The sequence below is a fragment of the Desulfothermus naphthae genome (assembly GCF_054657475.1).
In genome coordinates this window covers 201,192-214,194 of the sequence record NZ_BAAHYQ010000001.1, presented here as the reverse complement: position 1 = coordinate 214,194, position 13,003 = coordinate 201,192, and the positions used below count along the sequence as shown (strand labels likewise).

12 protein-coding genes and 1 pseudogene are annotated in these 13,003 nt (G+C 33.0%); 12 read left to right on the top strand and 1 reads right to left on the bottom strand.

What is annotated here, in order from left to right; genetic code table 11:
* Positions 1 to 173: 173 nt before the first annotated feature.
* The 12 genes and pseudogenes from ACYQ1E_RS01005 to ACYQ1E_RS00950 form a co-directional block, all read left to right on the top strand.
* Complete coding sequence (locus tag ACYQ1E_RS01005; RefSeq protein WP_459874798.1) at positions 174 to 1,154, top strand: AAA family ATPase; 981 nt, start codon at positions 174 to 176, stop codon at positions 1,152 to 1,154.
* Positions 1,155 to 1,442: 288 nt separating this feature from the next.
* Positions 1,443 to 1,718: a hypothetical protein gene (locus tag ACYQ1E_RS01000; protein WP_459874797.1), complete on the top strand. Its 276-nt coding sequence runs from the start codon at positions 1,443 to 1,445 to the stop codon at positions 1,716 to 1,718.
* Entirely contained in the window at positions 1,711 to 2,298 is a 588-nt protein-coding gene (locus ACYQ1E_RS00995) for a hypothetical protein (RefSeq protein ID WP_459874796.1), read from the top strand. The genes ACYQ1E_RS01000 and ACYQ1E_RS00995 overlap by 8 nt, the downstream gene beginning before the upstream one ends.
* 14 nt (positions 2,299 to 2,312) lie before the next feature.
* Positions 2,313 to 3,002 carry an RAMP superfamily CRISPR-associated protein gene (locus tag ACYQ1E_RS00990; RefSeq protein WP_459874795.1) on the top strand — a complete coding sequence of 230 codons (690 nt, stop codon included), beginning with the start codon at positions 2,313 to 2,315 and terminating at the stop codon, positions 3,000 to 3,002.
* A gap of 128 nt (positions 3,003 to 3,130) precedes the next feature.
* On the top strand, positions 3,131 to 3,268 hold the full coding sequence (locus tag ACYQ1E_RS00985; RefSeq protein WP_459874794.1) for a hypothetical protein: 138 nt from the start codon (positions 3,131 to 3,133) through the stop codon (positions 3,266 to 3,268).
* A gap of 49 nt (positions 3,269 to 3,317) precedes the next feature.
* Positions 3,318 to 3,635: a type II toxin-antitoxin system PemK/MazF family toxin gene (locus ACYQ1E_RS00980; RefSeq protein WP_459874793.1), complete on the top strand. Its 318-nt coding sequence runs from the start codon at positions 3,318 to 3,320 to the stop codon at positions 3,633 to 3,635.
* A gap of 222 nt (positions 3,636 to 3,857) precedes the next feature.
* Entirely contained in the window at positions 3,858 to 5,453 is a 1,596-nt protein-coding gene (locus ACYQ1E_RS00975; protein WP_459874791.1) for an ATP-binding protein, read from the top strand.
* Between the two features lie 95 nt (positions 5,454 to 5,548).
* Complete coding sequence (locus ACYQ1E_RS00970; protein WP_459874790.1) at positions 5,549 to 7,153, top strand: AAA family ATPase; 1,605 nt, start codon at positions 5,549 to 5,551, stop codon at positions 7,151 to 7,153.
* A gap of 96 nt (positions 7,154 to 7,249) precedes the next feature.
* Positions 7,250 to 8,845, top strand: a complete 1,596-nt coding sequence (locus ACYQ1E_RS00965) for an ATP-binding protein (protein WP_459874789.1) — start codon at positions 7,250 to 7,252, stop codon at positions 8,843 to 8,845.
* Between the two features lie 95 nt (positions 8,846 to 8,940).
* Complete coding sequence (locus tag ACYQ1E_RS00960) at positions 8,941 to 10,545, top strand: ATP-binding protein (protein ID WP_459874788.1); 1,605 nt, start codon at positions 8,941 to 8,943, stop codon at positions 10,543 to 10,545.
* Positions 10,546 to 10,914: 369 nt separating this feature from the next.
* Positions 10,915 to 11,679, top strand: a complete 765-nt coding sequence (locus tag ACYQ1E_RS00955; protein ID WP_459878424.1) for an IS1634 family transposase — start codon at positions 10,915 to 10,917, stop codon at positions 11,677 to 11,679.
* Positions 11,680 to 11,794: 115 nt separating this feature from the next.
* Positions 11,795 to 12,007: pseudogene (locus tag ACYQ1E_RS00950) on the top strand (IS1634 family transposase); the annotation flags it as partial.
* Between the two features lie 97 nt (positions 12,008 to 12,104).
* Here ACYQ1E_RS00950 and ACYQ1E_RS00945 read toward each other — a convergent pair.
* Positions 12,105 to 12,746 carry a class I SAM-dependent methyltransferase gene (locus ACYQ1E_RS00945; RefSeq protein ID WP_459874787.1) on the bottom strand — a complete coding sequence of 214 codons (642 nt, stop codon included), beginning with the start codon at positions 12,744 to 12,746 and terminating at the stop codon, positions 12,105 to 12,107.
* Positions 12,747 to 13,003 lie beyond the last annotated feature (257 nt).

Genomic DNA, 13,003 nt, shown 5'->3' with positions numbered 1-13,003 from the left:
AAAAAAGATAAAGAAAGTAACACTTCAGATAAAAAGAAAGAGTTTGAAGAATTACTTAACAAGTGGTGTAGTTATGCAAAGAAATTTTCAGAAAAGCTAAAGCAGAATATAGATAAAAATAAAAAATTGCTTTTTGTTATAGAAGAAATTAGGAATATTTGCAGGAGTAATTCATGATTAATCAAATAGAAGTAAAGAATCTTGGACCTGTAAAAGAATGGAAGGCAGATTTAAAAGAGCTTAATTTTTTTATAGGCCCAAATGGAAGTGGCAAATCTTATGTAAGTATGACTTTATATTCAATGTTAAATGCTATATCAAGAAGTGATGGTGATATAGAAAAAAAACTACAGTATGTATTTCAGGAAAAGAATCTTAAAAGACTTATTAGATGGGGAGAAAGAGAAGCAAAAGTTATAATAAAAATAAAAGATAGTGAAATTAAGCTTTCTATACATAATAAGAAAAAAGTATCTTTCAAAAGTAATCTCATAGAAAGTCTAAGCGCTGATACAATAAACTTTATTTCTATACCAGATGTTTTAAATGTATATTCTGCTATAAATATTTTTACTCAAGAACATAAGGGCAGTTTTGGAGTCTCAGAAACAGTTACAGATTTTCTTACTCGGATCTTGTATCTTGAATATCCTGAAAGAGCAAAAGAGTGGAATGAATTATTAAAGGAATTAGAAGATAAAATCAATGCGCGTTTTTCCATTAAAGAGGGTAAAATTATAGCTTTGTTTAAAGGAGAGCGAGTAAATATTGAACGTGTGGCAAGTGGATTAAAAACCTTTTCTCTTATTTATCTTGCTTTAAAGCAGGGGTTAATAATACCTGGCGGAATCTTATTTCTTGAAGAGCCAGAAGAACACTTACATCCTGAATGGCAGGTTGTTATGGGAGAATTGCTTGTAGATTTAGCTTTAAGAGGTATTCAGATCCTTATAAGCACACACAGTGATTACCTGCTGAAAAAAGTAAACAATATTTTACAGATGAGGCCAGAAATAAAAGAAAACATCAGAGCATATCTTTTTAAGGCAGATGGTATTCCTGAAAAATTGGAAATTGATGAAAGGGGGATAGATTTACTTCCATTACTGAACACATTCTATAATCTATATGAAGAAGAACAGGAGATTCTCTGATGTGGAAGGATTTTATAATAAATGGTAAAACAATAACAGAATCTGGTTTTACAATAAAATTTCCTCAATCTTCTATTTTTTTTATTGATTTTGATAGACTGAAATCCTCTTTCTCCTCTTTTTACAGAATCAATAATACACCTTCATCATCTGATTTTGTCTGCCTTGGACTGGTTCAAAGCAGATGCTGTTGCTATATCATAGAGGCAAAAAATTTCGATAAAATACAAAATTTAGCAAATAAAAACACATTGAATAAACTTGAGATGAGTTTATCTAAAAAAACTTGTGGATACTCTCCTTATTCTTGCTGGTATAATTGAAGGTAGAGAGAAAAAGTTATTATTTCAGACACTATGGGATGAAGAAATTGTTTATTATCTGCTTGTGAGAGAAAAGGAAATCGAATCTATTATAAAAGTTATAGAGTATCTTGAGAGAAAAATAACAAAAAATTTGAAATCCTGTGGATATAAAAAGATTAGGGTTTATTTTATTACATTAGATAACTTACAGAAAAGATTAAATAACTTAGAAGAATTGGAGGATTATAACTATGAATAATAATGTAACAAATCTTGATAAAACCTGCGCTGAATTTGGAATAGATTTGTTAGAGTTTTTTAAAAAAACTTATGAGAAAATTAATGAACTTATTAAAAGTTGTAGAAATTTATCAGATTTAAGAACTAAAAGCTATAAAGAAAATGGGGGAGAAAATAAAAAATTAGAAGAATTTGGAAATTATAGTTTAGGGATTATAAAAGATAGTCTCAAGAATGACAATGATTTTAATAAATTAAAGAAAAAAGATAAACCATTAAACTTTGACTCCAAAAGTTTTGAAACTGAAATCACAAAAGCACTTGGTATTCTTGTTGAAGATGGACCTTTTGCATATCTTATCTGGCTTAAATCTGAAGATAAAGAACCTCACAGAGCAATGTTAATTCAAACTGCAAGAATTCTACAGAAGTTAAAATTAATGGAGATTGATACCAGCGATGACCTTAAAGAAAAAATTGAGTTCTCTTTTTTAAATGAGATCACCTCTGATCTAACAAAAACTTTATTTACAAAAACAATACTTGAAAAGATGCTTATTTATGCAAGGTATAAGGCTAAAGCAATACAACACGAATAACAATGAGGTAGAAAATGGCAGAAGATAAAATTTTTCAAATAAAATTAAAGGCATTATCTCCTATTTCTATCACAAAGAGAGAATTTGGCATTTTATATGAGACTTACCTTTTTATCCCTGCATGGACAATGTGGAACTGTCTTGTAAAATTATACGCAATTAAAGATGAGAATCTTGATTATGAAAATGCAGAAAAAATTTTTGAAAATTTACGATTGTCCAATTTTTACATATTGAATGAAGCTGATATATTGTTGCACTTGTCTGATGAGAAAAAAAGAGAATTTATCAGTTCGGACTTAAAAAATGCAATAGATACTTTGACAAATACTTCACTTGAAGGGGCTTTGTACGAGCGAGAATATATAATTCCAGGAACAGAATTTGTGGGATGGGTAAAAGCGGAAAATAGGGAAGTGATAAATTTTATTGAAGACCAGCTAAAAGAAAAAATCTTTTTTATTGGAGCAGATAAGAATACAGGATTTGGAAAGGTCAATGTAATAGAAATTGAAGATAATGAAGATTCTTTTTTAGCTAAAGAAAAAGCTCAAAAAATAATCAAATCAATAAAAGATCCTACGAAGGATAATCGTTGTTTTTTTCCTGTTGAATGGGAAAAAGATAAACTTTTTCCTTTTGTGGTGCGCGAATGGGATAGAGATAAAGGAAGTGGAATGAAAATAGAATATCAGGAAGTGTAATATTGGGATCAGCACAGGTGAATATGTTTTTTGAAGTTATATTAGGTATAGATTAGAATTAAACACTTTTGCTAATTATTAAGATTTGTTAGAATAAATAATATAGAAAAACAAAGAAGAGAGAAAGAATGATTTTGTCTGAAGAAATTCAAAAGGAACTTAATGAAATTTCTTTGCAAGTAAATAAAAACGAGGAAGAAATTTTAAAAGAATCTTTAAAAATTTATAAAGAATTTTTAAAACTTCAAAAAGAATTTAAAATGTAGGATGAAATTTCTGATGAAGATTTTTTGAGTTGTGAAGAGAGAATTAAAAATGGAAATATATCTTGCGGAGATACCAAAGATTAATGGTCGTGAACAGTTCGGTTTTGGTTCAGTATTATTGGTATCACAATCTATTAGGGAAATTTCTTTAATAATTCCTTTTACTTCAAATGTTTTAGCGCTCCCTTTTCCTTATACTCTAAAAATAGAACCATCCTTAAAAAATGGATTGTCTTTTCCTTCTATATTATTAATTTTTCAGTTGAGAACAATAGATAGCAAAAGATTAAGAAAAAAATTGGGTGAGTTAGAAAAATTTTATGTTGTTCAAATAAAAGAACAACTAAGAAAAATATTAAAGATTTAATAAACCATTGTTACTGGAAGCAATGATATCAATATAACAGAACACTCTAAGCTGAGTATTAGAAGTAGTGTAAAAAAAGTGATATGTGTAGAATGAGATAATATTGCATTAATTGTGTCTGACAGTAACAAGGTAAAAAGATAATATGAAGAATTAAGAAGATTGTAGTGCAATTAAAAGAAAAATAGGCTATAAAAACAACTAATAAAATAAGGAGCACACATGAGATTTTTCAATACAGCAGGACCTGTAAGGTGTGAGGATCATTATTGTTTGCCCCCATTAGAGCGGTTAGATTTAGAAGAAGTGCTAATGCTAATTGAGCAGAAAAAATATTTTGTCCTTCATGCACCAAGGCAAACTGGTAAGACAACCTGTCTTTTAGCACTTCAGGAGTATCTAAACAAAGAAGACAAATACAGGGCACTATATGTAAATGTGGAAAGCGCTCAGGGGGCACGGGAGGATGTGTACAGGGGAATACGCTCAATAATGAGTTCCCTGGAAGCAGGTGTCAGGTTTTTCTGGAAACAGGAGATTTTAAAAGATTGGCTTGAGATACTTAAACAAAGAGGAGAAGATGATGGTTTAAGGGAGCTTCTTAGTGTGCTTAGCATTAGAGCAGACAAACCAGTAGTATTGATGATTGATGAGATAGATAGCCTTGTTGGAGATACTTTGATTAGTGTTTTGAGACAGCTTAGAGCAGGATATAATTTAAGACCAAAGGCATTTCCCCAGAGTATAATCTTATGTGGAGTAAGAGATGTTAGGGACTATCGCATACACTCAAGCAAAGAAAAAGAAATTATAACAGGAGGAAGTGCATTTAACATCAAAGCGGAATCCTTGCATCTTGGAGATTTTAATAAAAGAGAAATAAAAGTCCTTTATAATCAACATACAGAGGAAACAGGGCAAAGGTTTGAAGATGAGGTTATAGATTATGTATGGGAGCTTACAGAAGGACAGCCCTGGCTTGTAAATGCACTGGGATATGTTGCATGTTTTAAGTTAAAAGAGGGAAGAAATAGAAAAAGACTCATTACAAAAGAACTCATAACAGAGGCAAAGGAAAAGATTATTTTAGAGAGATACACTCACATTGATCAGCTTGCAGACAAGCTTAAGGAACATAGGGTTCAAAGGGTAATAGAGGCAATTTTAGAAGGAGACAAAAATCCAGAGGATATACCAATTGATGATATTTTGTATGTAGAGGATTTAGGCTTAATTAAGACCCGTCCGAATTTGAGGATTTCAAATAAGATATATCAGGAGATAATTCCAAGGGAACTTACCTTTAGTACTCAAGTAACCATAACCCATGATGCTTTGTGGTATGTAAATCCAGATGGAAGTCTTGATATGGTAAAACTTATGCGGGCATTTCAGGAGTTTTTTAGAGAACACAGTGAGAGCTGGCTTGAGAGATTTCAATACAAAGAAGCAGGACCACAACTACTTATGCAGGCTTTTTTGCAAAGAATTGTTAATAGTGGCGGAAGGATAGAGAGAGAATATGGTCTTGGCAGAAAGAGGACGGACCTTCTTTTAATATGGCCTATTGGGACAAGTAGCCTTCTTGAAGCAAAGAAGGTGCAAAAGGTGGTTATTGAGCTCAAGGTCCTTTATAAAAGTCTGGAAAAGACCATAGAGGAAGGTTTATCTCAAACCTATGAGTATATGGACAGATGCGGTGCAGATGAAGGACATCTTGTGATATTTGATAAGACAAAGGGCAAATCATGGGATGAGAAGATATTTGAGAGAAGGGAAAAATACAGAGGGAAAGAGATATGGGTGTGGGGGATGTGAAAATTAAATTCCTTTTGTAGTAATGAGGAAGATAAAGGATAGGTTTACCATTAAAAAATATGCTATAAAAACAATCAATAACTTAAGGAGCATACATGAGATTTTTCAATACAGCAGGACCTGTAAGGTGCGAGGACCATTATTGTTTGCCGCCATTAGAGCGGTTAGATTTAGAGGAAGTGCTAATGCTCATTGATCAGAAAAAATATTTTGTCCTTCATGCACCAAGGCAAACTGGCAAGACAACCTGCCTTTTAGCACTTCAAGAGTATCTAAACAAAGAAGACAAATACAGGGCACTATATGTAAATGTGGAAGGTGCTCAGGCAGCAAGGGAAGATGTATATTTAGGCATTAAAACTATTTTAAGTATAATTGAATCTCGTATCAGAAGATACTGGAAAGAAGACTTTGGAGAAGATTTTGGTTTTATTTTAGAAAAAAGAGGACCTGATGATGCCTTGAGAGAATTTTTGTGTTTACTTACAGAAAAAAGCAATAAGCCTGTGGTGTTATTACTTGATGAGATAGACAGCCTTGTTGGAGATACATTAATCAGTGTCTTAAGACAACTTAGAGCTGGTTATACAGACAGACCAGAAGGCTTTCCTCAGAGCATTATATTATGTGGAGTAAGAGATGTTAGGGACTATCGGATACACTCAAGCAAAGAAAAAGAAATTATAACAGGAGGAAGCGCATTTAACATTAAAGCCGAGTCTTTGCATCTTGGAGATTTTAATAAAAGAGAAATAAAAGTCCTTTATAATCAACATACAGAGGAAACAGGGCAAAGGTTTGAAGATGAGGTTATAGATTATGTATGGGAGCTTACAGAAGGACAGCCCTGGCTTGTAAATGCATTGGGATATGTTGCATGTTTTAAGTTAAAAGAGGGAAGAGATAGAAATAAGCCCATTACAAAAGAACTTATCACAGAAGCAAAGGAAAAGATTATTTTAGAGAGATACACCCACATTGATCAACTTGCAGACAAGCTTAAGGAAGATAGAGTAAAGAGCGTAATAGAAGCAATTTTAAAAGGCGAAGGCATAAGAAATATAAAAGAGGATGATCTTCAATATGTTATAGACTTAGGTCTTGTTAAAAGGGATAGAGAAGAGGGACCAAGGATATCCAATGGCATATACAGAGAGATCATCCCAAGAGAGATTACCTATATGTTACAGACAGAGCTAGAAAGCCAATTTAAACCTTTGTGGTATGTAAATCCAGATGGAAGTCTTGATATGGTAAAACTTATGCGGGCATTTCAGGAGTTTTTTAGAGAACACAGTGAGAGCTGGCTTGAGAGATTTCAATACAAGGAAGCAGGTCCACAACTACTTATGCAGGCTTTTTTGCAAAGAATTGTTAATAGTGGCGGAAGGATAGAGAGAGAATATGGTCTTGGCAGAAAGAGGACGGACCTTCTTTTAATATGGCCTATTGGGACAAGTAGCCTTCTTGAAGCAAAGAAGGTGCAAAAGGTGGTTATTGAGCTCAAGGTCCTTTATAAAAGTCTGGAAAAGACCATAGAGGAAGGTTTATCTCAAACCTATGAGTATATGGACAGATGCGGTGCAGATGAAGGACATCTTGTGATATTTGATAAGACAAAGGGCAAATCATGGGATGAGAAGATATTTGAGAGAAGGGAAAAATACAAAGGCAAAGAGATATGGGTGTGGGGGATGTGAAAATTAAATTCCTTTTGTAGTAATGAGGAAGATAAAGGATAGGTTTACCATTAAAAAAATATGCTATAAAAACAATCAATAACTTAAGGAGCATACATGAGATTTTTCAATACAGCAGGACCTGTAAGGTGCGAGGATCATTATTGTTTGCCCCCATTAGAGCGGTTAGATTTAGAAGAAGTGCTAATGCTCATTGATCAGAAAAAATATTTTGTCCTTCATGCACCAAGGCAAACTGGCAAGACAACCTGCCTTTTAGCACTTCAGGAGTATCTAAACAAAGAAGACAAATACAGGGCACTGTATGTAAATGTGGAAAGCGCTCAAGGGGCACGGGAGAATGTGTATAGGGGAATTAAGGCAATTTTAAGTACAATGACCATAATGATAGAAGAGTATTGGGAACAAGATTTAGACATAGATTACAATAAAGTATTAAGAGAACATGGAGAAGATTCTGCCCTTTTAACTTATTTAAGAAAAGTTACCCAAAAGTCCACCAGACCTGTTGTTTTGATGATTGATGAGATAGATAGCCTTGTTGGAGATACTTTGATTAGTGTTTTGAGACAGCTTAGAGCAGGATATAATTTAAGACCAAAGGCATTTCCCCAGAGTATAATCTTATGTGGAGTAAGAGATGTTAGGGACTATCGCATACACTCAAGCAAAGAAAAAGAAATTATAACAGGAGGAAGTGCATTTAACATCAAAGCGGAATCCTTGCATCTTGGAGATTTTAATAAAAGAGAAATAAAAGTCCTTTATAATCAACATACAGAGGAAACAGGGCAAAGGTTTGAAGATGAGGTTATAGATTATGTATGGGAGCTTACAGAAGGACAGCCCTGGCTTGTAAATGCACTGGGATATGTTGCATGTTTTAAGTTAAAAGAGGGAAGAAATAGAAAAAGACCCATTACAAAAGAACTCATAACAGAGGCAAAGGAAAAGATTATTTTAGAGAGATACACTCACATTGATCAGCTTGCAGACAAGCTTAAGGAACATAGGGTTCAAAGGGTAATAGAGGCAATTTTAGAAGGAGACAAAAATCCAGAGGATATACCAATTGATGATATTTTGTATGTAGAGGATTTAGGCTTAATTAAGACCCGTCCGAATTTGAGGATTTCAAATAAGATATATCAGGAGATAATTCCAAGGGAACTTACCTTTAGTACTCAAGTAACCATAACCCATGATGCTTTGTGGTATGTAAATCCAGATGGAAGTCTTGATATGGTAAAACTTATGCGGGCATTTCAGGAGTTTTTTAGAGAACACAGTGAGAGCTGGCTTGAGAGATTTCAATACAAAGAAGCAGGACCACAACTACTTATGCAGGCTTTTTTGCAAAGAATTGTTAATAGTGGCGGAAGGATAGAAAGAGAATATGGTCTTGGCAGAAGGAGGACAGATCTTCTTTTGATATGGCCTATTGGAACAAGTAGCCTTCTTGAAGCAAAGAAAGTACAAAAGGTGGTGATAGAGCTCAAGGTTCTTTATAAAAGTCTGGAAAAGACCATAGAGGAGGGTTTATCTCAGACCTATGAGTATATGGACAGATGCGGTGCAGATGAAGGACATCTTGTGATATTTGATAAGACAAAGGGCAAATCATGGGATGAGAAGATATTTGAGAGAAGGGAAAAATACAAAGGCAAAGAGATATGGGTGTGGGGGATGTGAAAATTAAATTCCTTTTGTAGGAATGAGGAAGATAAAGGATAGGTTTACCATTAAAAAATATGCTATAAAAACAATCAATAACTTAAGGAGCATACATGAGATTTTTCAATACAGCAGGACCTGTAAGGTGCGAGGACCATTATTGTTTGCCGCCATTAGAGCGGTTAGATTTAGAGGAAGTGCTAATGCTCATTGATCAGAAAAAATATTTTGTCCTTCATGCACCAAGGCAAACTGGCAAGACAACCTGCCTTTTAGCACTTCAAGAGTATCTAAACAAAGAAGACAAATACAGGGCACTATATGTAAATGTGGAAGGTGCTCAGGCAGCAAGGGAGGACGTGTATAGGGGAATCCGTTCAATAATGAGTTCTCTGGAAGCAGGTGTCAGGTTTTTCTGGAAACAAGAGATTTTGAAAGATTGGCTTGAGATACTTAAACAAAGAGGAGAAGATGATGGTTTAAGAGAACTTCTTAGCCTCCTTAGTATTAGAACAGATAAACCTGTTGTATTGATGATAGATGAGATAGATAGTCTTGTTGGAGATACTTTGATCAGTGTTTTAAGACAACTTAGAACTGGATATAATTTAAGACCAAAGTCATTCCCCCAGAGCATTATTTTGTGTGGAGTAAGAGATGTTCGGGACTATCGGATACACTCAAGCAAAGAAAAAGAAATTATAACAGGAGGAAGCGCATTTAACATTAAAGCCGAGTCTTTGCATCTTGGAGATTTTAATAAAAGAGAAATAAAAGTCCTTTATAATCAACATACAGAGGAAACAGGACAAAAGTTTGAAGATGGTGTTATAGATTATGTATGGGAGCTTACAGAAGGACAGCCCTGGCTTGTAAATGCATTGGGATATGTTGCATGTTTTAAGTTAAAAGAGGGAAGAGATAGAAATAAGCCCATTACAAAAGAACTTATCACAGAAGCAAAGGAAAAGATTATTTTAGAGAGATACACCCACATTGATCAACTTGCAGACAAGCTTAAGGAAGATAGAGTAAAGAGTGTAATAGAAGCAATTTTAAAAGGCGAAGGCATAAGAAATATAAAAGAGGATGATCTTCAATATGTTATAGACTTAGGTCTTGTTAAAAGGGATAGAGAAGAGGGACCAAGGATATCCAATGGCATATACAGAGAGATCATCCCAAGAGAGATTACCTATATGTTACAGACAGAGCTAGAAAGCCAATTTAAACCTTTGTGGTATGTAAATCCAGATGGAAGCCTTGATATGGTAAAACTTATGCGAGCATTTCAGGAGTTTTTTAGAGAACACAGTGAGAGCTGGCTTGAGAGATTTCAATACAAGGAAGCAGGTCCACAGCTACTTATGCAGGCATTTTTGCAAAGGATTGTTAACAGTGGCGGAAGGATAGAAAGAGAATATGGTCTTGGCAGAAAGAGGACAGATCTTCTTTTGATATGGCCCATTGGAACAACCAGTCTTCTTGAAGCAAAGAAGGTACAAAAGGTGGTGATAGAGCTCAAGGTTCTTTATAAAAGTCTGGAAAAGACCATAGAAGAAGGCTTATCTCAAACCTATGAATATATGGACAGATGTGGAGCAGATGAAGGACACCTTGTGATATTTGATAAAAGAAAAGATGTGAGTTGGGAGGAGAAAATATTTGAGAGAAGGGAAAAATACAGAGGGAAAGAGATATGGGTGTGGGGGATGTGAAAATTAAATTCCTTTTGTAGTAATGAGGAAGATAAAGGATAGGTTTACCATTAAAAAAATATGCTATAAAAACAATCAATAACTTAAGGAGCATACAAGAGATTTTTCAATACAGCAGGACCTGTAAGGTGCGAGGACCATTATTGTTTGCCGCCATTAGAGCGATTAGATTTAGAGGAAGTGCTAATGCTCATTGATCAGAAAAAATATTTTGTCCTTCATCCCGACGTTGACAGTCAGAGTAGGAAATTAGTGGAATTTGGGGTAATATTTTTATAAAAGTTTAATCACATCAGCTACATATATTTTTTGCCGAAAAATTTTGTAGTCCTAACTTTATAATATTAGTACTTTTTTTATTGACTAAAAATAAAGAATTTATTAGTATCTTCCTGCAGTCTAACTAAAGGAGTCTATGCATATAAAGAATTTGAGGTCCTAGAAAAAAGAAAAGTAAAGATTTCAGAAAGTTATCAAGAGATTGAATTAAATCATAAAATAGTAGCTACATATTCAGATAAAAGGGCATTAAAAGACAAAAGAGAAAGAGATAAATTAATTAATAAAGTTATAAAAAAGCTTCAAAAAAATAAAATAAAAGGTAAAGAAAAATATATAGAAAAATATTGTGATGGTGGCAAAGTTAGATATAGATTAAATTTAAAGAAAATAGAAAAAGACAAAAAATATGACGGATTTTATGCTTTGGCGTGTTCAGATGTTAATATGCCAGCACTAAAAGTGATAAAAATCCATAAGCAAATATATAACGTTGAAAGTGCTTTTAGAGAATTAAAGACTGATTTGAATATAAGGCCTATTTATCACTATACTCCTAAAAGGATAAAAGGTCATGTTATAGTCTCATTTTTAGCCTATTTTTTATTAAAACATATAGAACGTACATTAAAATACAATAAAAAAACTCAGGACATGGTAATTACTTCAGCTGGTATATTAAAGGCTTTAAAAGGGATAAATGCAATAGAAACAGATATAAATGGTAAGAAATATTATTTCAAAACCAAACATAATAAATTGGCAAGTAAGATGTTTGAAATTTTTAAAATAAAAAATATGAAGCACATAATGTCTGAAGAGGAAATGAAAAAATATCTCTTTCCATCACTCTAAAGGTTTGTAGGTAAAATTCCCTCATTTTTAAAATTATAACATGCTAATATAATTGACTTTTAAACTTTTTAACTATCAAAGTGGGGTTAAAGAGAAAAGCTTAACTTATCTTTAGTTATTAAGTTTATGGATAAAAAAAGCAGGGATTATGGTCAGTATTGATAAAATAATGGAATCAATGAGATCCTTACATAGTTGCCTTTGTTGGCATTCAGGTAAAAGAAAGCCTATAAGGATAATAGAGGAACCAACTCCCCTCCAGGCTGAAATACTTTCTGTATTTGGCTACAAAATAAAAGGTGGGGTCTTACAAAAAATATCCAGATAACATCTTGATATTACTGTTTCTTTGTTGTGTTTTGACCTAAAAAAGGGAAAGTCCTGTTGAATATTAATTAAAATTTATTATAAATATTTACGCATTTCTATTTATTAGTGGACGTCAGTTTCCACAAATATATTTGAGTACTAACTTTATTTATGTATATAGAATTTTTTTTAATAAGAGAGGGAGTTAAATTATAATCTTGGGCCTGATTAAAAAAATCAAAGGTACCTCCTCTTTTAGGTGTAGATATGTAAGCTGTGCCTCCTTTTTTTAAAGTATAAATGATAAATTTAAGTACTGGTATATGAAATCTTTTTTCGTATAAAATATCTGATGCCACTATTATGTCTAAACTATGTTTTTTAAAACATGGACATCTCCAGTCCCCTGCAATACAAATAGGATAGGGAAGTTTGTTTATTGAAAAGTTCTTTTTTAAAAAAACAAGGGATTCAAGTATGATATCGTAAGAATATACAATAGCCCGGGAAAGCTTTAAGGCCATTGATACAAGACCAAGTCCACATCCAAGATCAAGACACTTTTTTCCTTTGAATTTATGGGGATTTTTCAAGATAAACTTTCCAAGTAAAAGAGAGGATGGCCACAGTTCACACCAATAAGGGATTTCATCTTCGGAGAATTCATTTCCCCTTGAAATCTTTCCCCAATACCCTTCCACGTCCATAGGACCTAATATGGTAAATGACTTCTTTCTAAGTTTTATATTGATTTCCATTTTTATTTTTCATGATTGATTAAAAAAGTAAAACATACATTATTTCCTCTAACCCAAGTAGTCTTCACACACTTTTGCTCCTATCTTTAGGTAAATATTATCTTATTTAGTTAATTTGTAATTATCAAGCCAGTGCTAGTCAAATATGAGTTGGTTTATTTATTGTGTGAAGATATTTTTGACCCAAAGAGTTACATTCCCTTAAGTTTTTGATAGTAAACACTTTTTTAGATTGTTATGTATATTTTATAAATTCC